The following is a 21,628-nucleotide window of genomic DNA, read 5'->3' on the forward strand; positions in this document are numbered from 1 at the left end:
CATTTGCTCCGTACTAATCTCTCAATGTGCTTTTGACGTTTGTCTTGTTTTGTGTGGCGCCTAGTGTGTCTGCGCGTTGCCGGTGTCGTCCCCGGTCTTTGCCGGGCGTTCCTGACCGACGACGAGGCCGGCGGCTTGCGCATCGAAACCACCGCCCAGCGCCTTGATCAGGCCGATTTGCTGATCGCGACGGGCGAAGTCGATGTTCACGCGGGCCTGTTCCTGCACCAGCAACGACGACTCGGCGGTGAGCACGGTCAGTTGCGGCGTGAGGCCTGCCTTGTAGCGGTCGATGGCCAGGTCGTAGGCACGTTGGGCGGCATCTTGCGCGACGCGTTGCGACACCATCTGCTTGTCCGCAGAGCGAATCGAGGACATGCGATCGGCAATGTCGCCGAGCGCCTTGTTGAGCGTCGAGTCGTAGTTGGCGACGGCGCTCTCATACGCGGCGTACTGACCCTTCAGGTTGGCGCGCAGGCGTCCACCGTCAAAGATCGGCAGCGAAATCACCGGACCGGCCTGAATGTTCTGGCTGCTCGGGTCGATCAGCTTGCCCAGCCCGAACGTGGAAAAGCCGAAGGCGGCATTGAGGTTCACGTCCGGATAGAAACGGGCCTTGGCGACATCCACCCCCTGAAGCTGCGACTCCACGCCCCAGCGCGCCGAGACGATGTCCGGGCGACGGCCGAGCAGCGCAAGCGGCAGGTTGTCGGGCAGGGCGGGCGTGGGCAGTTGCGCCAGCTTCGGCCGCGCGATTTCCAGGCCGCGGTCCGGTCCCTTGCCGAGCAGCACGCCAAGCTGGTGACGCGTGAGCAGGATCTGGCCCTCGAGCTGGGCCAGTTGCGTCTGGACGTCGGCGCTGTTGCTGTCGGCCTGCTTTTGCTCGACTTGCGTGTCGAGACCCGCGCGCACGCGGTCGGCCGTCAGTTTGCCGAGGTTCTGGCGTTGCTTGCCGATGCGTTCGAGCACGTCGTGCAGCGCGTACTGTTGGGCGAGCTGGTTGTAGGCGCGCGCCACAGCCGTCGAGAGGGCAAGACGCACTTCCTGATCTTCCGCTTCCTCGGCACGCTCGGCGGACGTGGCTTGTGCACGTGCCGAACGGTTCTTGCCCCACAGATCGAGCTCCCACGAGAGCGAAGCGGTCAGGTCGCCTTGCGTGAACCACGTACCGCCGTAACCCGGCGGGTAGATGGTGTTTTCCGTGAATTTCTCGCGGTAGATGTCACCCGAGAAATTGACCGATGGCAACAGAGCCGCCGCCGCCCCTTCGGTCTGCGCCTGTGCCGCTTTCAGACGGGCGGCGGCCATGGCGAGATCGGGGTTGCCGGCAAGGGCTTCGTCGATCAGGGAAACGAGCTGCGGATCGCCGAAACGCTGTGCCCAGTCCGTGCCCGGCCACTGTCCGCCCTCGGAGGGCAGGCTGCGCTGGGTCTGATACTGATCGGGCGTGCTGATCTGCTTGTCGCTGTGGATGCCGGCGAAGTTCGCGCAACCGGCAAAGCCCAGCGTCACAGCCGCCAGACAGAGGGCGGAAATCGCTGAGCGGGCCCGCAGATGCGGGAGGAACGGTGAGGCCGCTTTCATCGCAAAACCTTTACGAGAGAAGTCTTGTACTGACAATAATCGGGAAACGGGCACTGACGAGGCATGAAATTGTGGACTCGACAGGCTTTTCTGGGGGGAAATCCGGGCGATTCGGCAAGGTGGGGCGCCGTCAGCCGGCTTCGCCGTTGACGATCACCCGGCGCAACAAACTCTTCAGGAAACCCACTTCCTCCACGCTGAATCCTCGCATCAGATGATCGGCGGCGCGGGTGAAGATGTCCGGCATCCGGTCGGCCATGGCGTAACCGGCTTCGGTCGCGCTCAGATTCACGGTCCGGCGGTCCATCTTGCTGCGCTCGCGAACCAGCAGCCCATGGGCTTCGAGGCGGTCGAGCAGCCGGGTGACGGCACTCGCGTCGATGCAGTAGTCACGGGCCAGATCGGCCGCCGTCTTGCTCTTGCCTGTGGCCACCTTGTAAAGCATGGTGGCTTGCGTGCTGGTCAGCCCGTACTGCGAGGTCTCCTTCGTCAATTCCGCAAGGATCAACTGACGCACGCGGGCCACGAGATACCCGAGGGAATCGTCGATGTTGTAGCTGTTGCGCGGAGGATCGGCTTGCGGCTGGGAAGTCGGCGCGCTCGCTGAAGAGACCACGGGAGGTTCGGACATTTTCGTGCAGTTGCAATAGTTGACTTGTCACGATTATAGCGGGTACTTAATTAATTGCAAGTCGATGCAATAGTTGACTAGGCAAATATTTCGACGAAAATTAGACGGCTTGTTCTAGGGGCGGGGCGTGGGGGACGGAGAGGGCGGGGCGTCGGAAATTCGTGTCGCGAGTGAGTCAAACCCGCACCACGTTGTTGCAATGCAGAAAGACCATGACGTGCGACATGCGCGAGTGGTAGAATCGCGGATTCTCCAAAGGCTTTTCGAGCACCTCTTTCATGACCCGCGCTCTCCGTAATATCGCCATCATCGCGCACGTCGACCACGGCAAAACCACGCTCGTCGACCAACTGCTGCGCCAGTCGGGCACCTTCCGCGAAAACCAGCAAGTCGCTGAACGCGTGATGGACTCGAACGACATCGAAAAAGAGCGCGGCATCACGATCCTCGCCAAAAACTGCGCCGTCGAATACGAAGGCACGCACATCAACATCGTCGATACCCCGGGACACGCGGACTTCGGCGGTGAGGTGGAGCGTGTGCTCTCGATGGTCGACAGCGTGCTGCTGGTCGTCGACGCCGTCGAAGGCCCGATGCCGCAAACGCGCTTCGTCACGCGCAAGGCGCTGGGCCTCGGCCTGAAGCCGATCGTCGTGGTCAACAAGATCGACCGTCCGGGCGCACGTCCTGACTGGGTCATCGACCAGACCTTCGACCTGATGGACAAGCTCGGTGCGACCAACGAACAGCTCGACTTCCCGGTCGTCTATGCGTCGGCGCTCAATGGCTTCGCCAGCCTCGACTCGAACGTTCGCGAAGGCACGATGAAGCCGCTGTTCGATGCGATTCTCGAACACGTGCCGGTGCGCGACGCCGATCCGGACGCGCCGCTGCAATTGCAGATCAGCTCGCTCGACTACTCGACGTTCGTCGGCCGTATCGGTATTGGCCGTATCACGCGCGGGCGTATCAAGCCGGGCCAGCAAGTGGTCATGCGCTCGGGCCCGGACGGTGAAATTCTCAAGCGCAAGATCAATCAGGTGCTGACCTTCAAGGGTCTCGAGCGCGTGATGTCGGAGGAAGGCGCCCAGGCTGGCGACATCGTCCTGATCAACGGTATCGAAGACGTGGGTATCGGCGCGACGATCTGCGACGTCGATACGCCTGAAGCGCTGCCGCTGCTGACCGTCGACGAGCCGACGCTCACGATGAACTTCTGTGTGAACACGTCGCCGCTGGCCGGCCGTGAAGGCAAGTTCGTGACGAGCCGTCAGATCCGCGACCGTCTGGACAAGGAACTGAATCACAACGTGGCGCTGCGCGTGAAGGACACCGATGAGGATTCCGTCTTCGAAGTGTCGGGCCGTGGCGAACTGCACCTGACGATTCTTATCGAGAACATGCGTCGCGAAGGCTATGAACTGGCCGTGTCGCGCCCGCGCGTGGTGCTCAAGGAAATCGACGGCGTGAAGCACGAGCCGTACGAAATGCTGACCATCGACCTGGAAGACGAGCACCAGGGCGCGGTCATGGAAGAAATCGGCCGTCGCAAGGGCGAAATGCTGGACATGGTGTCGGACGGCCGTGGCCGCACGCGCCTGGAATATCGCATTCCGGCGCGTGGTCTGATCGGCTTCCAGGGCGACTTCCTGTCGATGACCCGTGGTACGGGCCTGATGAGCCATATTTTCGATGCTTACGCACCGCTCAAGGATGGTTCGCTGGGCGAGCGTCGCAATGGCGTGCTGATTTCGCAGGACGACGGCGCCGCCGTGGCCTACGCGCTGTGGAAACTGCAAGATCGCGGTCGTATGTTCGTGTCGCCGGGCGACGCCCTGTACGAAGGCATGATCATCGGCATCCACAGCCGTGACAACGATCTCGTGGTCAACCCGATCAAGGGCAAACAGTTGACGAACGTGCGTGCGTCGGGGACCGACGAAGCCGTGCGTCTGGTGCCGCCGATCGCGCTGAACCTTGAATACGCTGTGGAATTCATCGACGACGACGAACTGGTCGAAGTCACGCCGCAGACGATTCGCCTGCGCAAGCGTTTCCTGAAGGAACACGAGCGCAAGCGCGCTTCGCGCGAAGAGAAGTAAAGCCGGCGATGGAATGGCGGCGCTGCGGACTTCGGTCCGTCGCGTCGCGAGACCAGACTGTTGGAAGAAGAGCCGGTGCCTTGCGCCGGCTTTTTGCTTTTTGGAGCGCAACCCGAGCGCCAGTTTTTCCCTTGATGTCGTCCTTTCCCCCATTCGTTGACGTTTCTGGAGCACACGCCAGACATGACCGATTTTCTCCGCACTGACGTTCGTGGCCGTATCGGCTTCATTACCCTGAATCGCCCGAAAGCGCTCAATGCGCTGTCGCACGACATGATTCGCGCCATGGCGACGGCGCTCGCCGAGTGGCGAGACGACCCGAAGATACTGGGTGTTGTGCTCCAGGGGGAGGGCGAGAAGGGCCTGTGCGCCGGTGGCGACATTCGTTATTTCCATGAAGCCATCAGTGCCGGTCGCACGGACATCATGGATTTCTTTACCGACGAGTACGCGCTGAACTACACCATCGCGTCATATCCAAAGCCCTATATCGCACTGATGGACGGCGTGGTCATGGGGGGCGGCATGGGTATCTCGCAGGGCGCGGCGCTGCGCATCGTGACGGAAGCCACACGCATGGCGATGCCGGAGACGGCCATTGGCCTGTTCCCGGATGTGGGCGGTGGCTTCTTTCTCGCCAACCTTGCCGGACACCTCGGTGAGTATCTCGGCACGACGGGGATTGTGTTCGGCGCCGTGGATGCTTGCGAAATCGGTCTGGCCGACGTGGTGCTGCCGCGCGGGTCCTTGCCCGCACTTTGTGAGCATCTCGCGAGTGGCGACTGGCAGGACGGCGAAGCGGTGCTCGACGCCGCGCGCACTTTCTGCCGCGAAAGCCTGCCGCCGCCGGGCCTCGCGCCGGGCAAGCTGGCCCCGCTGCGCGATGTCATCGACGCGCATTTCGGTTTGCCCGATATGCCCGCCATCCTCAAGGCGTTGAAGCTGGAGGCGCGTTGCGAGTATTCGGGTTGGGCGGAAGAAACGGAGGATTTGCTGCGCACGAAGCGTTCGCCGCTGATGGTGTGCGTATCGCTTGAACAGGTGCGGCGCGCCCGAAAGCGCTCGCTCGCGGACGAGTTGCGTGAAGAGTGGCTGATGATGCGCAGCGTCTTCAATCTCGACGGCCGCACGGGGGCGGAAGGCGTGGAGGGCATTCGCGCCATGGTGATCGACAAGGACCACAAACCGCAATGGCAGCACCCGAGCATCGAAGCCGTAAAAGCGGAAGATATCAAGCGATTCTTCGACGGTGACCGTCAAGGCGCCGACAACCCGCTGCGCGATCTGGGCAAGTGACTCGCGGTTTGATGGCCCGGACATCTCCGCTTGCAATGCGACGCAACTGACCGCTGTTACCGCCCGCCATCATGGCGGGCGAATCGTTTGCATCACGCCTTTGCAGAGTGATGGTTTGTTTGCCGCATCCTTGGGCGCGTTACACCGCTGCCTGACAGAATTGTTCGCCGACGGCCTGATCCAGTTTGCGGCAGATATCGGCAATGGTGCCGACCATGACGATGTGCGACACGTCGCGATACACGCGCACGTCATGGCTCTCGTCACTCATGTTCACGTCGCGACGCGCCTGTTGCTCCCGCACATTACGCGACGCCTTGACGGCTTTTCCTGCGGGGCAGGGGCGACGCGAGGCCGATGCCATCGCTGCCGCGATCGTGCGCGGCAGTGCTGTCGGACGCGTGCGCGCCGGTACGGTATACGAGCGGGCGATGGCGGGCGACGACGCGAACGGCCCAGACAGCGCCGAGAGACCGTAGACCGCCGACAGGCGCGACTGCGGCGTCTGTGACGTCTGCGATGACACACTCACGCGCGGTTGACCAAGAGACGTGCGCAGCAAACCAAAAAGTCGAGCCATGATGCGATCCTTGTTCCAATGCGGGTCAGAGGGACGTGCCTTGCTGCGTTTCGCATCGCTTTCACAAATCGAAGGCGCAGCAGGGCCCGGGCGCCGGACCCAGCCCGGCGCAGTCGGAAATGCAAATCTTCAGGGAGCGGGGCGAAGCGTCAGATCACGTCGCCCCTTCGTTCGCGCTGAACGATCAGAGATCGTTGTTGCGGATCAAGCCGACCGCGATCCCTTCCAGCGCGAAATCACCGCTGCCTTCGTCGACATTGATGTTCTCGAAGTCAGGGTTCTCGGCGATCAGTTCGACGCCGCCCTTCACGCGATGAAAACGTTTGACGGTCACGTCGTCGCCGATTCGAGCCACAACGATCTGGCCTTCGCGCGCGTCCGCCGCTTTCTGCACGGCGAGCAGGTCGCCGTCGAGAATGCCTGCGTCGCGCATCGACATCCCGCGTACCTTCAACAGGTAATCGGGCTGGCGTGCGAACATGTTCGGATCGCACTGGAAGTTACGTTCGATGTGCTCTTGCGCCAGAATCGGGCTACCCGCAGCGACGCGCCCCACGAGCGGCAGCGACAACTGCATCAGGCCCATGTGCGGGAGCGTGAACTGATGCGAGCCGCCGGCTTCGTCCAGACGCTTGAGGCGAATGCCGCGCGATTGACCGGCGGCCAGTTCGATCACGCCTTTGCGCGCCAGCGCCCGCAGGTGCTCCTCCGCGGCGTTGGCGGAAGAGAAGCCCAGTTCCGCTGCGATCTCCGCGCGCGTGGGCGGAAAGCCGGTGCGTTCGATCGCTTGCTGAACCAGTTCGTAGACCTGCTGTTGACGGGCGGTAAGTTTGATCATGGCATCACTGTATGGAAGCACAGGTGGCTGTATTTTTGTACAGTGTTTGCAAAAAGGCAAGGGAAAACTTCATGTAGTGCATGAAGTTCCGCCCGGACGGCGCTCGGCGGTGTATGTCTCCAGCGGGACCGGGCCGTAACAGAACACCCCGTGCGGCGTACGGTTCCAGCCGACCGGACCTAACCGTTCAGGATGGTCGACGTCTCGGCTGGTCGACATGGCGAGGCCGACGTTCGGGGTCGGCCTGCGCGTCACGCCGAATGAGGGAAAGCCCGGCGAAATGACCATTAAACTTCGAGGCACGTACGCGAAGGTCAGAGCCGGTCTGTTCGGAAAACGCGCGCATGGCGTCGGCGTTACGCGCCTGCGCCGCTTGCATCGCCTGACGCATGCCGCGGCGTAACAGGGCTTCGCCCGCCAACGGCCCGAACGACAGCGCCTTCATCGCATCGCTCGGCGAGGACAGCCGTTCGAGCACGAGCGCGCGGGCGCCGCCGAGCGTCAGTTCGATCGCGCTGAGTAGACCGACCGGTCCCGCGCCAGCCACCACAACATCGATGGGGTTTGTCATATACTTCGTATAAATATGTACTGAGTACATGTAAACTGGGTCATCAGGAGCGACATGTCAACGCCAACCGATTTGAGATCACGCAAGCGCCTTGCCACGCGGCAGGGCATTTCCAATGCCGCAACGCGGCTTTTCCATGAGCACGGCTTCGATCACGTGACGGTGGATCAGATCGCTGCGGCGGCCGATGTCGGGCGCATGACGGTTTTCAACCACTTCCCGCGCAAGGAAGACATGTTCTTCGACCGGGACGAAGAGGGGCGTGAAGCGCTACGTGAGGCGATACGTGCGCGCGAGCCGGGCGTGTCTGCGCTCGAAGCGTTGCGTTTGCTCGCGCACCGGTTAGTGGCGCAGGGCAGCCCATTCGTCGACTTTTCGGCCCGGAGTCAGGGATTCGTGCGCACCATCGAGGGCAGCGAGACGCTCAAGGCGCGAGCCCGTGCCATTCGCGACGAATTGGCCGACGTCGTGGCACAAGCGCTCGCCGAAAGCGCGGGGCGGCCCGCGACCGACGTGCAGGCCCGGCTGGCGGCCGGTTTGCTGTTGGCGGCGTGGACGGTGGCGTTCCTTCATGGACACCGGGTTTTCGCCGACACGCAGGACACGTCGCACGCGCAGAAAAGCTTCCTGAGCCTTGTGGATCAAGGCGCGAGGGGGCTTCAGGCCGCGTTGGCGGACTCCCCGTACGTCTGAGCGGGCGCCGCTCGGCGGGGCCGTGCTGGCGGAATTCATCAGCACAAATTCTCTAATCCTTATTCCGGCATAAACAAAAGCGAAAATATTATTTTTAATTATTTAGACGCGCTCATAGACTGGCCTCCTACACACGAGAAGCAAACAAGGAGTGCAAGTCATGAGCAAAGCAGCACGGGGATGGAAAGCTAAGAAGCTGGCAGTCGCACTGGGCGGTCTGGCGTTGGCCGCCAGCATGACGATTCAGGCGCACGCAGCCAGTCTTTCGCTGCTCAACGTGTCGTACGACCCGACGCGTGAGCTGTACGCCGACTACAACAAGGCGTTCGAGGCCCATTACAAGCAAGTCTCCGGTGACACCGTCACGGTCAAGGCCTCGCACGGCGGCTCGGGCAAGCAAGCCCGCACCGTGCTCGACGGCGCGCCGGCGGACGTGGTCACCCTCGGCATTTCGGCCGACATCGACGAACTGGCCAGCGCCGGTCTCGTGAACAAGGACTGGCAGAAACGTCTGCCGGATAACGCCACCCCTTACACCTCGACCATCGTGTTGCTGGTGCGCAAGGGCAACCCGAAGGGCATCAAGGACTGGAACGACCTGGCCAAGCCGGGCATCAGCGTGGTGACGCCGAATCCGAAGACGTCGGCCGGCGCCCGCTGGAACTACCTCGCGGCATGGCTCTATGCGCTCAAGCAGCCGGGCGGCAACGAGCAGAAGGCGCAGGAATTCGTCAAGGCGATCTACAAGAACGTGGGCGTGCTCGACTCGGGCGCGCGCGGTGCGACGACGACGTTTGTCGAGCGCGGTATCGGCGACGTGCTGATCGCCTGGGAAAACGAAGCGCTGCTGTCCGTGAAGGACCTCGGCCCGGACAAGTTCGACATCGTCGTGCCGTCCTCGTCGATCCTCACGGAGCCGCCGGTGGCCATCGTCGACAAGAACGTGGACAAGCATGGCACCCGCAAGGCCGCCGAAGCCTATCTGCAATGGCTGTACTCGCCGCAGGGGCAGGAAATCGCCGCCAAGCACTTCTACCGTCCGCGCTCGCCGGAAATCGCGAAGAAGTACGAGGCGCAATATCCTAAGCTCAAGCTCTACACGGTGGATGCCGATCTGGGCGGCTGGACGAAGACGCAAGCCAAGCATTTTGCGGACGGCGGCATCTTCGATCAGATCTACACCAAGAAGTAATCGGGCAGGGACCCTCGCATGAGTACCGCACTGTTTCCTCTGTGGCGCAAGCCAAGTGCCTTGCCGGGCTTCGGCCTGACGATGGGCTATACCGTCGCGTACCTGAGCCTTGTGGTGCTGGTGCCGTTGCTGATGGTCTTCATCAAGGCAAGCTCGCTCGATTGGGCGAGCTTTGTCACCGCCGTCGGGTCGCCGCGCGTGCTGGCGTCGTACCGCCTCACGTTCGGCATCTCGCTTGCGGCGGCGTCGCTCAACGCCGTCTTCGGTTTCATTCTGGCGTGGGTGCTGGTGCGCTACACGTTCCCCGGCAAGCGATTCGTCGACGCGCTGATCGACCTGCCGTTCGCGTTGCCGACGTCGGTCGCCGGTATCGTGCTTGCCGCCATCTACGCGCCGAACGGCTGGGTCGGACGCTGGTTCGAACCGCTCGGCATCAAGATCGCCTTCACGCCGCTGGGCATTTTCGTGGCGCTCACCTTTATCGGTCTGCCGTTCGTCGTGCGCACCCTGCAACCGGTGCTCGAAGAGTTCGAGCGCGAGCAGGAAGAGGCCGCGGCCTGCCTGGGCGCCACGCGCTGGCAAACGCTGCGTCACGTGATTCTCCCTGCGGTGCTGCCCGCATTGCTGACGGGTTTTGCGCTGGCGTTCGCACGCGCCGTCGGTGAATACGGCTCGGTCATTTTCATCGCGGGCAACATCCCGATGGTCTCGGAGATTACGTCGCTGCTGATCATTACCAAGCTCGAACAATACGATTTCGGCGGGGCGGCGGCGCTGGCCGTGGTGATGTTGCTGATTTCGTTCGTGCTGCTGCTCCTGATCAATACGCTGCAATGGTGGCTGCAACGCCGTCATTCGGGCCGTCGCGCCAGTGGCGTCTGACACAAGCCTTTCGGTAAGCCATTCGAAGAGAACGTTTCGATCATGTCCGATTCACTCGCACTGTCGCGCGCCTTGCCGCAAGCCACTTCGGCGCGCAAATCCGATCCGACCGACGAACCCGCGTTCGTCAAGGTCATTCTCATCGGCGTCGCACTGGCGTTCTTCGCCTTGTTTCTGTTGCTGCCGCTCGCGTCGGTCTTCGTGACTGCGCTGGGCAAGGGTTTCGCGGCCTACTGGGAAGGCCTGACGAACGACGATGCGCTCTCGGCCATTCGGCTGACGTTGCTGATCGCCGTGATTGCCGTGCCGCTGAATCTGGTATTCGGGGTGGCCGCGTCGTGGGCGATTGCGCGCTTCGATTTCCGGGGCAAGAGCATTCTCACCACGCTCATCGACCTGCCGTTTTCGGTGTCGCCGGTCGTGGCGGGGCTGACGTTCCTGCTGATCTTCGGGCGCCAGGGCCCGCTGTGGGGGTTTCTCGACGCCCACAATCTGAAGATCGTGTTCGCGCTGCCGGGGCTGGTGCTCGCGACGGTGTTCGTGACGTTCCCGTTTGTTGCGCGCGAGCTGATTCCGCTGATGCAGGCGCAGGGCAGCGAAGAAGAAGAGGCCGCGCGCGTGCTGGGCGCAAGCGGCTGGCAAGTGTTCACGCGCGTGACGCTGCCGAAGATCAAGTGGGGCCTGTTGTACGGCGTGATTCTGTGTAACGCCCGGGCGATGGGCGAGTTCGGCGCGGTCTCGGTCGTCTCGGGTCACATTCGCGGCGAGACGAATACGCTGCCGCTGCATGTGGAAATTGAATACAACGACTACCACACGGTGGGCGCATTCGCGGCGGCGTCGATTCTCGCCTTGCTCGCGCTCGCCACGCTGGCACTGAAGCTGTGGGCGGAGCACAAGCTGGCGCAGGACAAGGCCGCGCGTCGCGCAGACGCGGTGCAGGCCTGAACGCAACGTATCGAGGAACAGGACAATGAGCATCCAGGTACAACAGGTTTCGAAGCGCTTCGGCGACTTCAATGCGCTCGACGACGTCAGTCTCGAGTTTCCCACGGGTGAACTGGTCGCGCTGCTCGGGCCGTCGGGTTGCGGCAAGACCACGCTGCTGCGAATCGTCGCCGGGCTGGAGTTCGCCGATGCCGGACGCGTGGTGCTCAACGGTGAAGACGTCGCCTCCGTGGGTACGCGTGAGCGCCAGGTCGGTTTCGTGTTTCAGCACTATGCGTTGTTCCGTCACATGACCGTGTTCGAGAACGTGGCGTTCGGCCTGCGCGTGAAGTCGCGCCGCGATCGTCTCTCGGATGCGCAGATTCGCGCCAAGGTGCACGAATTGCTGGGCCTCGTGCAACTCGACTGGCTCGCCGATCACTATCCGGCGGAACTCTCAGGGGGACAGCGTCAACGTATCGCACTGGCGCGTGCGCTGGCGGTGGAGCCGAAGGTGCTGCTGCTCGACGAACCGTTTGGCGCACTCGACGCCAAGGTGCGCAAGGAATTGCGCAGCTGGTTGCGCCGGCTGCACGACGAATTGCACATCACGACGATTTTCGTCACGCACGATCAGGAAGAGGCACTGGAAGTGGCCGATCGCATCGTGCTGATGAATCGCGGCAAGGTCGAGCAGATCGGTGCACCGCAGGATGTCTACGACACCCCGGAAAGCGCCTTCGTCTATGAGTTTCTCGGCGCCGCGAACCGCCTCTCGGGGCAATTGCAGACGCATGATTTCATTGCCGACGCCGGTCAGTATCGCGTGACGGTGCACAAGGACGATCTGCCGGCCGTGCCGCAGGACGGCCGCGCGATTGCCTACGTGCGACCTCACGATCTCGCGCTGGTGCCCGCCAACGACGGCGGCCCGGGCATCGATGTGGCCGTGCGCCGCGCGATTCCGCTGGGCGGCACCGTGCGCGTGGAGCTTGCCGCACCGGGCGATGCCGTGTGGGAAGCCGAACTCACGCGCTCGGGGTGGAAGGCGCTGGGCGCGGACGCCGGCACGACACTGCGTGCCGTGCCGCGTCAGTTGCGCGTGTTCGCTGCGCAGGCGTGAGCACGGGCTCGGCACACCCCACCGCAGCACAACATAACAAGCTGTACGTATTCGATAGTTCTCATAGTCATCACGGACAGACAAGCAACAGGGCGGAGTTAGATCATGAATTTCCAGCAATTGCGCTATGTGCGCGAAGCGGTTCGGCAAAACCTCAATCTGACGGAAGCAGCCAGTGCGCTGTACACGTCGCAATCGGGCGTAAGCAAGCAGATCAAGGATCTGGAGGACGAGCTCGGCGTTGACGTGTTCGTGCGCCGCGGCAAGCGACTCACCGGCCTGACCGAGCCGGGCAAGGCGGTGCTGCAACTCATCGAGCGCATGTTGCTCGACGCGGAGAACCTGCGCCGCGTGGCGCGTCAGTTCGCGGATCAGGACAGCGGTCATCTCGTGGTGGCGACCACCCACACGCAGGCGCGCTACGCACTGCCGCAGGTGATCAAGCAGTTCACGAGTGTCTACCCCAAGGTGCATCTCGCGTTGCGTCAGGGCAGCCCGCGCCAGATTGCCCAGATGGTCATCGACGGCGAAGCCGACATCGGTATCACGACCGAAGCGCTCGATCGCTTTCCCGATATCGTGACCTTCCCGTGCTATTCGTGGCATCACGTGGCGGTCGTTCCGCGGGAGCATCCGCTCGTGGGCCGCGAGAACGTGACGCTTGCCGATATCGCCGAGTATCCGATCATCACTTACGACGGCGATTTCACCGGTCGCTCGCACGTGGACAAGGCGTTCACGGATCAGGGGCTGGTGCCCGACATCGTGCTCACCGCGCTCGACACGGATGTGATCAAGACGTATGTCGAACTGGGGCTGGGCGTGGGGATCGTGGCGGCGATGGCCGTCGATCCGCGCAAGGACCAGGATCTGGCCGTGCTGGAGCTCGACAATGCGTTCGAGCCGAGCACGACGCGTATCGGTTTGCGTCGCGGTGCGTTCTTGCGCTCGTACGCTTATCGCTTCATCGAGATGCTTGCTCCCGCGCTCAAGGAGCAGGAAATCTCGACGCAACTGCGCGAAGCGCTGGAGTTCGCTGCCTGAGTTTGTTTTTCGGCACGTCCTGTCGCCAGGTGATCCGGTACTTTGGCGCCGATCCTCGCCATCCGATACGGTCCCGCCCCTGTGGCGGGATCGATATTTTCAGCGATTGGGAAGCCGGGCAGTATTGGATACAATCGCTGGCATGACATTGACTTCATTCAACCCCATTCCTCATTACACCGTGTCCTCCGGTGAGCTGCCGCGCATTGCGCTGCTGGCCACGGGCGGCACGATCGCGGGCAGCGCGGCCGACGCCACGCGCACCGCCGGTTATCAGGCCGGGGCGCTGGGTGTTCAGGATCTGCTCGCCGCCGTGCCCGCCCTGGGCAATGTGGCGCACATTCACGCGGAACAGGTCGCACAGATCGACAGCAAGGACATGTCGGTGTCGCTGTGGCAGAAGCTTGCCGCCCGCGTGAACGCCTTGCTGGCGCAGCCCGATGTGGCTGGCGCGGTGATTACGCACGGCACCGATACGCTCGAAGAAACCGCGTATTACCTGCATCTCACGGTCAACAGCCGCAAGCCCGTCGTGCTGACGGCCGCGATGCGCCCGGCGACCGCGCTTTCCGCCGACGGTCCGCTCAATCTGCTCAACGCCGTGCGCGTTGCCACCGATCCCATCTCGGCGGGTCGCGGTGTCATGGTCGCCATCAACAATCAGATTCATTGCGCGCGCGACGTCGTCAAGACGAGCACCTACAAGGTCGATGCCTTCCATTCGCCGGAGATCGGCGTACTCGGCTGGGTGCAGGACGAGCGCGTTGCGTTTCAGCGCGTACCGTTGCAGTACCACACCGTCGAGAGCGAGTTCGTCGGCTTGTCCGGCGAGCTGCCTGCGGTGGAAGTGGTGTCGAGCTATGCCGGGGTGTCGCGCATCGCCGTCGATGCGCTCGTGGATGCGGGCGTGCAGGGCATTGTGGTGGCGGGCACGGGAAATGGTTCGCTTCACGCGTTGCTGCAACAGGCGCTGGCCGAGGCCGTGCAGCGAGGGGTGACGGTGGTGCGCGCCTCGCGCGTGGGCAGCGGTCATGTCATGCACAACGGCGCGGCGCCGGACGACCAGTACGGGTTCGTGAGCACGGGCAACCTGCATCCGTACAAGGCGCGCGTGTTGCTGATGCTTGCATTGCAGGCGGGCGTGCCGCGCGAGCGCATGCAGAGTCTGTTCGACGAATATTGAGATGGCGACGTCGGGGCGGCATGGGTTTGCGCCGCCTGACGCTGACGGACGACGGTCGCGTCCGTACCGCCAGCTTCCCGCCCGCCACGGTGCCGTGGCGGGCGCCTGTCGTTCCGTGATTGCCCGCGGCGGGGTCAGGCCACCGTGTGGTTGGCGAGCATTTCCAGCGCGCGCACCATGCCCGAGTGATCCCACGCGGCACCGCCGTTGGCAGCACACGCATTGAACAATTCTTGCGCCGTGGCCGTGTTCGGCAGCGACACGCCGAGCGTCTTCGCCGTTTGCAGCGCCAGGTTCAGGTCCTTCTGATGCAGGGCGATGCGGAAGCCCGGCTCGAAGTTGCGCTTGACCATGCGCTCGCCATGCACTTCCAGAATGCGCGACGAGGCGAAGCCGCCCATCAGCGCCGCACGGACCTTTGCCGGGTCGGCGCCGGCCTTCGAGGCGAACAGCAGGGCTTCGCCCACGGCTTCGATCGTCAGGGCGACCACGATCTGGTTCGCGACCTTGCACGTCTGGCCGGCACCGCTCTCGCCCACGAGCGTGATGTTCTTGCCCATCAGTTCGAAGAACGGCTTGACGTCGTCGAAGGCCGCTTGCGAGCCGCCGACCATGATCGAGAGCGAGGCCGCCTTGGCGCCGACTTCGCCGCCCGAGACCGGGGCGTCGAGGTATTCGCAGCCCAGCGCCTTGATCTTCTTGGCGTATTCCTTGGTTTCGATCGGTGAGATCGAGCTCATGTCGACGACGATCTTGCCCGCCGTCAGGCCTTCGGCCAGACCGTCTTCACCGAACAGCACCGCGCCGACGTCCGGGGTGTCCGGCACCATCACGAACACGATGTCGGCGCGCTTGGCGACTTCCTTGGCCGACGTGCAGACCGTTGCCTGACCGTCGATCAGGTCTTGCGGGGGCGTGCGGCGCTCGTACAGGAACAGCTTGTGACCGGCGTTTTGCAGATGCTTCGCCATCGGTGCGCCCATGATGCCCAGACCAATAAAACCGAGTTGTGCCATTTCGAGACTCCTTGTTGCCAAAGTTTGAAGTGTTGTCGCCGAGCGTTCGGCGAGTGGGGCGGTGGTGTATGAGCGTCACGTGGACTCACGTGGACAATGGGCGCTCATGCATCCCCCGGACTCCGGCCGCATGCCCCCTGCATGCGGCCGGCGGGGCCCTTCCTCGTCGAAACCCGGTCAGCCGGTGCAATGCACGCGGGCATCGACACCGTCATGTCGTGTGCACAGCGCCGGGGGAGGCGGTGTGCGGTGAACCGGGGGTAAATTGCTGCGTCGCGTGCGCTCGGTCCGACTTATGCCGCTTCGCGCAGGCCCGCGGCCTTGAACCAGCCGAGGCCGTCCGTCGTGGTGGTCGCGGGTTTGTACTCGCAGCCGATCCAGCCCTTGTAGCCCAGGCGATCCAGGAACGCGAACAGGTAGGCGTAGTTGATTTCGCCCGTGCCCGGTTCGTTGCGGCCCGGGTTGTCCGCGAGTTGCACGTGCGCGATACGCGCCAGATTCGTCTCGATGGTCTTGGCGAGCTCACCTTCCATGCGTTGCATGTGATAGATGTCGTACTGGAGGAACAGGTTGTCGGAGCCGACAGCGTCGAAGATCTCCAGGGCCTGTTTCGTGCGATTCACGAAGAATCCCGGAATGTCGTATGTGTTGATCGGCTCGACCAGCAGGCGAATGCCCTCGGCCTTGAGGGCATCGGCAGCGAAGCGCAGGTTGCCCACGAGCGTTTGCGTGGCGTCGTGCGTCGACAGATCGGCGCCTTGCTTGCCCACGAGGCAGTTCAATTGCTTGACGCCCAGTGCCTTGGCATAGGTGATGGCTTCGCCCACACCGTCGCGGAACTCGGCCACGCGATCGGGGAAGATGGCGATGCCGCGCTCACCGGCGTCCCAGTTGCCTGCGGGCAGGTTGTGCAGCACGAGGTCGAGCTGGTACTGGTTCAGCTTGTCGGCGATCTGGTCGCGGTGAAACGCATACGGGAACAGAAACTCCACGCCGCGAAAGCCCGCTGCGGCGGCCGCCTTGAAGCGGTCGAGGAACGGCACCTCGTTGAACAGCATGGTCAGGTTGGCGGCAAATTTCGGCATTGCGCTGACTCCTCTCTCTCTTTTTTAGGGGGTGGTTTCGACGATTCGATGCAAGGGTGATATCCGGGTAACGTCAGGTGCTGCGGTACTGCGGCTGCGGTGCTGCGGGGTCCTGCCAGGTTGCGGAGCGCATGCTTTGGCCGTTCACGGGGTCTAGCCGAAAGCGGAGGGGACGCATGCGCCCCGCAAACCGTTGACACTGCTGGTCGGAAAGACCCGGGAGACGCTTCGGTATGCGCTTTCGTACGTGCTTCCGTCCGCGCTTTCGTCTACGGGTCTTATGCGTTACGCCGACACTGCGTCGTCTTCTTCCACAACGTCGATGATTTCCTCGAACTCATTGATGTTGTTGATTTCCGTGCCCATCGCGATGTTGGTGACACGCTCGAGGATCACTTCCACGATCACCGGCACCGAGAACTCGGCCATCAGCTTGCGCGCCTGGGCGAACGCCGGCTGGATGTCGTTCGGCTGGAACACACGAATCGCCTTCACGCCGAGCCCTTCGGCCACCTTCACGTGGTCCACGCCGTAGCCGTTCACTTCCGGCGAGTTCACGTTCTCGAACGCGAGTTGCACGCAGTAGTCCATGTCGAAGTTGCGCTGCGCCTGACGAATCAGTCCGAGGTAGGAGTTGTTCACCACCACGTGGATGTACGGCACCTTGAACTGCGCGGCGACGGCGAGTTCTTCGATCATGAACTGGAAGTCGTAGTCGCCCGAGATCGCCACCACGTCCGACGACGGCGACGCGACCTTCGCGCCGATGGCTGCCGGCACCGTCCAGCCCAGCGGGCCAGCCTGACCGCAGTTGATCCAGTGGCGCGGCTTGTTCACGTGCAGGAACTGGGCCGCGGCAATCTGCGACAGACCGATGGTCGAGACGTAGCGCACGTCGCGGCCGAAGAACGCGTTCATCTCCTGATACACGCGCTGCGGCTTGACCGGCACCTGATCGAAGTCCGAGCGGCGCAGCATGGTGCGCTTGCGCTTCTGGCAATCGGCGACCCATTGCGAGCGATCCGGCAGACGACCGGCGGCCTTCAGTTCCTTGGCCACTTCCACGAACAGGGTGAGGGCGGCCTTGGCGTCCGACACGATGCCGTAGTCCGGGCCGAACACGCGGCCGATCTGCGTCGGTTCGATGTCGACGTGCACGAACTTGCGGCCCTTGGTGAAGACATCGACGCTACCGGTGTGACGGTTGGCCCAGCGATTGCCGATGCCCATCACGAAGTCGGCCGCGAGCATCGTCGCGTTGCCGAAACGGTGCGACGTTTGCAGGCCGACCATACCGGCCATGAGCGGGTGATCGTCGGCAATGGTGCCCCAGCCCATGAGCGTGGGGATGACCGGCACATTGACCGTCTCGGCGAATTCGACGAGCAGATCGGCCGCGTCGGCGTTGATCACGCCGCCACCCGACACGATGAGCGGACGCTCGGAAGCGAGCAGCATCTGAATGGCCTTCTCGGCCTGGGCACGCGTGGCAGCAGGCTTGTACACCGGCAGCGGTTCGTACGTTTCGGGGTCGAACTCGATCTCGGCGACTTGTACGTCGAACGGCAGATCGATGAGCACCGGACCCGGACGGCCCGAGCGCATCAGATGGAACGCCTGCTGGAAAACACGCGGCACGAGGGCCGGCTCACGCACGGTCACCGCCCACTTGGTGACGGGCTTGGCGATCGACTCGATATCGACGGCCTGGAAATCTTCCTTGTACAGGCGGGCGCGCGGGGCCTGGCCCGTGATGCACAGAATGGGGATCGAATCGGCCTGGGCGGAGTACAGGCCCGTAATCATGTCCGTGCCTGCAGGGCCCGAGGTGCCGATGCAAACGCCGATGTTGCCTGCTTCGGCGCGCGTGTAGCCTTCGGCCATGTGCGAGGCGCCTTCGACGTGGCGCGCGAGCACGTGCTCGACGCTGCCAGCCTTGCGAAGGGCCGAATAAAACGGGTTGATGGCGGCGCCAGGCACGCCGAATGCGGTAGTGATGCCTTCCTTCTCCAGCACGCGAACGGCGGCCTCTACGGCGGTCATCTTGGCCATGTGACTCCTCCAGTGATCCAATGGGTATGGGTTGATCGTTGTTGGAGGTCACTTTAAGCCGGTACGATTTGTTTGATAAGATCACAAAAGATCGTTTTTTTAAGAACAAAAAGTATCGAATGGAGACGTGATGGACCGATTCAAACAGATCGAAACCTTCGTGCAGGTGGCCGAAGCCGGGAGTCTGGCCGCCGCTGCGCTAAAGGAAGGGGTCTCGCCGGTGATTCTTGGGCGGCGTATCGACGCGCTCGAAAAACGACTGGGCATCAAGCTGATGTACCGCTCCACGCGGCGGCTGGCGCTCTCGGAAGAGGGCGGCGCCTTCCTTGAGCGGTGCAAGCAGTTGCTCGGCGACTGGGAGATGGCCGAGAACGAAATCAGCGCCGGGCGGCACGCGGTGTCCGGCCACCTGATCGTCTCGGCGCCCGCCGCATTTGGTCGCAAGCACGTGGCGCCGCACGCGCCGGCTTTCCTGCGGCTACACCCGGAAGTGCAGATCTCGTTCAACCTGACGGATCGCGTCGTGGACATCGTGCGCGAGGGCTACGACATGGGGATTCGTATCGGCGGGTCCGTCGATCCGAACTTCGTGGCCGTCAAACTTGCCCAGAACCGGCGCGTGGTGTGCGGCACGCCCGCGTATTTCGCCCGCCACGGGCGTCCCAGGACACTTGAGGACCTCGCCAAGCACAACTGTCTGGCGTTCAACCTGCAGGGCGGGCAGCAGCGTGGCTGGTATTTCAAGCGCCAGGGCAAGCTCGTGACGACGCGCGTGGCCGGTAATCTCGACTGCAACGACGGCGAGTTGCTGCACCGCTGGGCGCTCGAAGGGCTGGGGTTGGGTTGGCGCTCCACCTGGGAGATTCAGCGCGAATTGCTCTCCGGGGAACTGGAGACCGTGCTCGACGAGTACGCGCTGCCCGACTACGACATTCTTGCCGTCTACCCCCAGCAGCGATTTCAGCCGGCGCGCGTGCGCCTGTTCATCGAGCAACTTCGCCAGATCTATGCACGCCCGAACTATTGGCTGGAGAATGCCTGACGTTGTGGGAATGTTGGACGCTTGCGACGCGCCGGTGGGGTCGGCGTACGGCACCGATAGGGCGGGAGTTGATGATCGACATGAAATCCGCTAGAATCGCGGGTTCTGCAACCTTGCTGCACTGGTTCTGACGCCCAGGCAGCTTTGTCCATAAGGAGCAACATATGCGTCATTATGAAATCGTATTTATCGTTCACCCCGATCAGAGCGAGCAGGTGCCTGCAATGATCGAGCGCTATCGTGGCACGGTCGAGTCCCGTCAGGGCAAGATCCACCGCGTCGAAGACTGGGGCCGTCGTCAACTGGCCTACATGATCGAAAAGCTGGCCAAGGCTCACTACGTTTGCATGAACATCGAATGCGACCAGGAAACCCTGGACGAGCTGGAACACGCATTCAAGTTCAACGACGCCGTTCTGCGCCACCTCGTCGTCAAGATGAAGAAGGCTGAGACCGCACCGTCGCCGATGATGAAGGAAGTGGCCCGCGAAGAAGCCAAGAAGGCTGCCGCGACGCCCGCGACCGAAGCTGCCGCTTCGTAATTAGCGCACCGGAACGCATCAGGGTGCCAACGTCAACATTGACCGCGTGAATCGCCTACGGCTCGAGGCCAGCATCGTCGAAATCGGCACGCTGCGCTATACCCCGGCCGGGCTTCCTGTGATCGATGTCACGCTGGCGCACGAGGGAACAGCCGAAGAGGCGGGCGTGGCCCGTCAGGTCGAGTTCTCGATACCGGCAGTAGCGATCGGTCCCATCAGCGCCAAAGTCATGGCGCTGGGACTGGAGAAACCGGCCCAATGGGCAGGATTTCTGGCCAAGAAGCATCGCAATAGCCGCACCCTGGTGTTTCACATCACAGCATTGCAAGCATTTGAAAAGGATTGTTGAACATGCCGCGTCCTAACGGTAAAAACAAGAAGTTTGATCGCCGCCGCCAACAGCAAAACCCGCTGTTCAAGCGCAAGAAGTTCTGCCGCTTCACCGTCGCTGGTGTCGAGCAGATCGATTACAAGGATGTCGAAACGCTGAAGGACTTCATCGGCGACAACGGCAAGATCACCCCGGCTCGCCTGACGGGCACCAAGGCGCACTATCAGCGTCAGCTCGACACGGCTATCAAGCGCGCGCGTTTCCTGGCGCTGCTGCCGTACACCGATCTGCACGGTGCTTAATCGCCAGTCGACGAAGGAGAATAGATAATGCAAGTGATTCTGCTGGAAAAGGTCGTCAATCTGGGTAACCTGGGCGACATCGTGAAGGTCAAGGACGGTTTCGCACGTAACTTCCTGATCCCGACGAAGAAGGCCCGCCGTGCCACCAAGGACGCGATCGCCGAATTCGAAGTTCGCCGCGCCGAACTGGAAAAGGCCGCTGCCGAAAAGCTGGCTGCCGCGCAAGCCGAAGGCGAAAAGCTCTCGGGCCTGACGCTCCAGATCGCACAGAAGGCCGGCGTTGACGGTCGTCTGTTCGGTTCGGTGACCAACTTCGACATCGCCGAAGCCCTGGGCACCCAAGGTTTCAAGGTCGAGAAGATGCAAGTGCGTCTGCCGAACGGCCCGCTCAAGACCGTGGGTGATTTCCCGGTCCAGGTGGCACTGCACACCGACGTCGTGATCGACGTTACCGTGTCGGTGCTGGGCGAGCACGCCTAAGTCGTACACGCGTCAGCTTCCCGGCGCGAATAAAAGACGGAAGTCGGTCCACCGGCTTCCGTTTTTTTATGCCTGTCAGTTCTGTTGTTGTTCCGTTGTGTTGGCTACCGGAATGCTCGGTTGCCGGTCATA

Annotated in this window: 22 protein-coding genes and 1 pseudogene; 15 read left to right on the forward strand and 8 right to left on the reverse strand. The window is 62.7% G+C overall.

The window, feature by feature from the left end; genetic code table 11:
* Positions 1-60: 60 nt before the first annotated feature.
* Both UC34_RS10615 and UC34_RS10620 read right to left on the reverse strand, forming a co-directional pair.
* Positions 61-1,584, reverse strand: a complete 1,524-nt coding sequence (locus UC34_RS10615) for an efflux transporter outer membrane subunit (RefSeq protein ID WP_044455513.1) — start codon at positions 1,582-1,584, stop codon at positions 61-63.
* Positions 1,585-1,714: 130 nt separating this feature from the next.
* Positions 1,715-2,215, reverse strand: coding sequence for a MarR family winged helix-turn-helix transcriptional regulator (locus tag UC34_RS10620; protein WP_044455514.1), 501 nt, complete (start codon positions 2,213-2,215; stop codon positions 1,715-1,717).
* Between the two features lie 278 nt (positions 2,216-2,493).
* On the opposite strand from UC34_RS10620, the gene typA reads away from it, so the two are divergent.
* Positions 2,494-4,317 (forward strand): translational GTPase TypA, encoded by a 1,824-nt coding sequence (gene typA / locus UC34_RS10625; protein ID WP_044455515.1) that lies wholly within the window; start codon positions 2,494-2,496, stop codon positions 4,315-4,317.
* A gap of 183 nt (positions 4,318-4,500) precedes the next feature.
* A complete protein-coding gene (locus tag UC34_RS10630) occupies positions 4,501-5,613 on the forward strand; it encodes an enoyl-CoA hydratase/isomerase family protein (RefSeq protein ID WP_044455516.1) in 1,113 nt (370 codons plus the stop codon).
* Between the two features lie 139 nt (positions 5,614-5,752).
* Here UC34_RS10630 and UC34_RS10635 read toward each other — a convergent pair whose 3' ends face one another.
* From UC34_RS10635 to UC34_RS10645, 3 genes are all read right to left on the reverse strand, one after another.
* Positions 5,753-6,193 (reverse strand): hypothetical protein, encoded by a 441-nt coding sequence (locus tag UC34_RS10635; protein ID WP_044455517.1) that lies wholly within the window; start codon positions 6,191-6,193, stop codon positions 5,753-5,755.
* Positions 6,194-6,377: 184 nt separating this feature from the next.
* Positions 6,378-7,031, reverse strand: coding sequence for a transcriptional repressor LexA (gene lexA, locus UC34_RS10640; protein ID WP_044455518.1), 654 nt, complete (start codon positions 7,029-7,031; stop codon positions 6,378-6,380).
* A gap of 187 nt (positions 7,032-7,218) precedes the next feature.
* Positions 7,219-7,602 (reverse strand): FAD-dependent monooxygenase, encoded by a 384-nt coding sequence (locus UC34_RS10645; protein ID WP_044455519.1) that lies wholly within the window; start codon positions 7,600-7,602, stop codon positions 7,219-7,221.
* Between the two features lie 54 nt (positions 7,603-7,656).
* Between UC34_RS10645 and UC34_RS10650 the strand changes: the two genes are divergently transcribed.
* The 8 genes and pseudogenes from UC34_RS10650 to UC34_RS10680 all read left to right on the forward strand — a co-directional run bounded on the left by UC34_RS10650 (position 7,657) and on the right by UC34_RS10680 (position 14,646).
* Entirely contained in the window at positions 7,657-8,295 is a 639-nt protein-coding gene (locus UC34_RS10650) for a TetR/AcrR family transcriptional regulator (RefSeq protein ID WP_044455520.1), read from the forward strand.
* A 160-nt stretch (positions 8,296-8,455) separates the two neighbouring features.
* A complete protein-coding gene (locus UC34_RS10655; RefSeq protein WP_150626655.1) occupies positions 8,456-9,487 on the forward strand; it encodes a sulfate ABC transporter substrate-binding protein in 1,032 nt (343 codons plus the stop codon).
* 18 nt (positions 9,488-9,505) lie between these two features.
* Complete coding sequence (gene cysT / locus UC34_RS10660; protein ID WP_044455522.1) at positions 9,506-10,369, forward strand: sulfate ABC transporter permease subunit CysT; 864 nt, start codon at positions 9,506-9,508, stop codon at positions 10,367-10,369.
* Between the two features lie 42 nt (positions 10,370-10,411).
* Positions 10,412-11,317, forward strand: a complete 906-nt coding sequence (cysW, locus tag UC34_RS10665) for a sulfate ABC transporter permease subunit CysW (protein WP_044455523.1) — start codon at positions 10,412-10,414, stop codon at positions 11,315-11,317.
* A 25-nt stretch (positions 11,318-11,342) separates the two neighbouring features.
* Positions 11,343-12,078 (forward strand): annotated as a pseudogene (locus UC34_RS10670) (sulfate/molybdate ABC transporter ATP-binding protein); the annotation flags it as partial.
* A gap of 197 nt (positions 12,079-12,275) precedes the next feature.
* Positions 12,276-12,419, forward strand: coding sequence for a TOBE-like domain-containing protein (locus tag UC34_RS26170; RefSeq protein WP_418303937.1), 144 nt, complete (start codon positions 12,276-12,278; stop codon positions 12,417-12,419).
* 105 nt (positions 12,420-12,524) lie between these two features.
* Complete coding sequence (locus tag UC34_RS10675; RefSeq protein WP_044455525.1) at positions 12,525-13,463, forward strand: CysB family HTH-type transcriptional regulator; 939 nt, start codon at positions 12,525-12,527, stop codon at positions 13,461-13,463.
* Positions 13,464-13,605: 142 nt separating this feature from the next.
* On the forward strand, positions 13,606-14,646 hold the full coding sequence (locus UC34_RS10680) for an asparaginase (protein WP_044455526.1): 1,041 nt from the start codon (positions 13,606-13,608) through the stop codon (positions 14,644-14,646).
* Positions 14,647-14,780: 134 nt separating this feature from the next.
* On the opposite strand, the gene glxR is transcribed toward UC34_RS10680, so the two are convergent.
* From glxR to gcl, 3 genes are all read right to left on the reverse strand, one after another.
* Entirely contained in the window at positions 14,781-15,662 is an 882-nt protein-coding gene (glxR, locus tag UC34_RS10685) for a 2-hydroxy-3-oxopropionate reductase (protein ID WP_044455527.1), read from the reverse strand.
* 293 nt (positions 15,663-15,955) lie between these two features.
* A complete protein-coding gene (hyi, locus tag UC34_RS10690) occupies positions 15,956-16,747 on the reverse strand; it encodes a hydroxypyruvate isomerase (RefSeq protein WP_044455528.1) in 792 nt (263 codons plus the stop codon).
* Between the two features lie 285 nt (positions 16,748-17,032).
* Entirely contained in the window at positions 17,033-18,799 is a 1,767-nt protein-coding gene (gene gcl, locus UC34_RS10695) for a glyoxylate carboligase (RefSeq protein ID WP_044455529.1), read from the reverse strand.
* Positions 18,800-18,929: 130 nt separating this feature from the next.
* Between gcl and UC34_RS10700 the strand changes: the two genes are divergently transcribed.
* The 5 genes from UC34_RS10700 to rplI all read left to right on the forward strand — a co-directional run bounded on the left by UC34_RS10700 (position 18,930) and on the right by rplI (position 21,496).
* On the forward strand, positions 18,930-19,841 hold the full coding sequence (locus UC34_RS10700; RefSeq protein WP_044455530.1) for a LysR family transcriptional regulator: 912 nt from the start codon (positions 18,930-18,932) through the stop codon (positions 19,839-19,841).
* Positions 19,842-20,005: 164 nt separating this feature from the next.
* Positions 20,006-20,383 (forward strand): 30S ribosomal protein S6, encoded by a 378-nt coding sequence (gene rpsF, locus UC34_RS10705; RefSeq protein WP_044455531.1) that lies wholly within the window; start codon positions 20,006-20,008, stop codon positions 20,381-20,383.
* A 46-nt stretch (positions 20,384-20,429) separates the two neighbouring features.
* On the forward strand, positions 20,430-20,732 hold the full coding sequence (gene priB / locus UC34_RS10710; protein ID WP_044455532.1) for a primosomal replication protein N: 303 nt from the start codon (positions 20,430-20,432) through the stop codon (positions 20,730-20,732).
* A 2-nt stretch (positions 20,733-20,734) separates the two neighbouring features.
* Positions 20,735-21,016 carry a 30S ribosomal protein S18 gene (gene rpsR, locus UC34_RS10715; RefSeq protein WP_010803800.1) on the forward strand — a complete coding sequence of 94 codons (282 nt, stop codon included), beginning with the start codon at positions 20,735-20,737 and terminating at the stop codon, positions 21,014-21,016.
* 27 nt (positions 21,017-21,043) lie between these two features.
* Positions 21,044-21,496 (forward strand): 50S ribosomal protein L9, encoded by a 453-nt coding sequence (rplI, locus tag UC34_RS10720; RefSeq protein ID WP_044455533.1) that lies wholly within the window; start codon positions 21,044-21,046, stop codon positions 21,494-21,496.
* The last annotated feature ends 132 nt before the right edge of the window (positions 21,497-21,628 follow it).

The organism is Pandoraea vervacti (assembly GCF_000934605.2).
GTDB classification, from domain to species: Bacteria; Pseudomonadota; Gammaproteobacteria; order Burkholderiales; family Burkholderiaceae; genus Pandoraea; species Pandoraea vervacti.

What these genes read in the sequence shown, in the direction of transcription:
- UC34_RS10680 (WP_044455526.1), top strand. Translation starts at nt 13,606, where the DNA reads ATGACATTGACTTCATTCAACCCCATTCCTCATTACACCGTGTCCTCC.
- UC34_RS10635 (WP_044455517.1), bottom strand. Translation starts at nt 6,193, where the DNA reads ATGGCTCGACTTTTTGGTTTGCTGCGCACGTCTCTTGGTCAACCGCGC.
- UC34_RS10675 (WP_044455525.1), top strand. Translation starts at nt 12,525, where the DNA reads ATGAATTTCCAGCAATTGCGCTATGTGCGCGAAGCGGTTCGGCAAAAC.
- lexA (WP_044455518.1), bottom strand. Translation starts at nt 7,031, where the DNA reads ATGATCAAACTTACCGCCCGTCAACAGCAGGTCTACGAACTGGTTCAG.
- UC34_RS10650 (WP_044455520.1), top strand. Translation starts at nt 7,657, where the DNA reads ATGTCAACGCCAACCGATTTGAGATCACGCAAGCGCCTTGCCACGCGG.
- gcl (WP_044455529.1), bottom strand. Translation starts at nt 18,799, where the DNA reads ATGGCCAAGATGACCGCCGTAGAGGCCGCCGTTCGCGTGCTGGAGAAG.
- UC34_RS10615 (WP_044455513.1), bottom strand. Translation starts at nt 1,584, where the DNA reads ATGAAAGCGGCCTCACCGTTCCTCCCGCATCTGCGGGCCCGCTCAGCG.
- typA (WP_044455515.1), top strand. Translation starts at nt 2,494, where the DNA reads ATGACCCGCGCTCTCCGTAATATCGCCATCATCGCGCACGTCGACCAC.
- rpsF (WP_044455531.1), top strand. Translation starts at nt 20,006, where the DNA reads ATGCGTCATTATGAAATCGTATTTATCGTTCACCCCGATCAGAGCGAG.
- UC34_RS10620 (WP_044455514.1), bottom strand. Translation starts at nt 2,215, where the DNA reads ATGTCCGAACCTCCCGTGGTCTCTTCAGCGAGCGCGCCGACTTCCCAG.
- hyi (WP_044455528.1), bottom strand. Translation starts at nt 16,747, where the DNA reads ATGCCGAAATTTGCCGCCAACCTGACCATGCTGTTCAACGAGGTGCCG.
- cysW (WP_044455523.1), top strand. Translation starts at nt 10,412, where the DNA reads ATGTCCGATTCACTCGCACTGTCGCGCGCCTTGCCGCAAGCCACTTCG.
- UC34_RS10645 (WP_044455519.1), bottom strand. Translation starts at nt 7,602, where the DNA reads ATGACAAACCCCATCGATGTTGTGGTGGCTGGCGCGGGACCGGTCGGT.
- UC34_RS10630 (WP_044455516.1), top strand. Translation starts at nt 4,501, where the DNA reads ATGACCGATTTTCTCCGCACTGACGTTCGTGGCCGTATCGGCTTCATT.
- glxR (WP_044455527.1), bottom strand. Translation starts at nt 15,662, where the DNA reads ATGGCACAACTCGGTTTTATTGGTCTGGGCATCATGGGCGCACCGATG.
- rplI (WP_044455533.1), top strand. Translation starts at nt 21,044, where the DNA reads ATGCAAGTGATTCTGCTGGAAAAGGTCGTCAATCTGGGTAACCTGGGC.
- rpsR (WP_010803800.1), top strand. Translation starts at nt 20,735, where the DNA reads ATGCCGCGTCCTAACGGTAAAAACAAGAAGTTTGATCGCCGCCGCCAA.
- UC34_RS10655 (WP_150626655.1), top strand. Translation starts at nt 8,456, where the DNA reads ATGAGCAAAGCAGCACGGGGATGGAAAGCTAAGAAGCTGGCAGTCGCA.
- cysT (WP_044455522.1), top strand. Translation starts at nt 9,506, where the DNA reads ATGAGTACCGCACTGTTTCCTCTGTGGCGCAAGCCAAGTGCCTTGCCG.
- UC34_RS10700 (WP_044455530.1), top strand. Translation starts at nt 18,930, where the DNA reads ATGGACCGATTCAAACAGATCGAAACCTTCGTGCAGGTGGCCGAAGCC.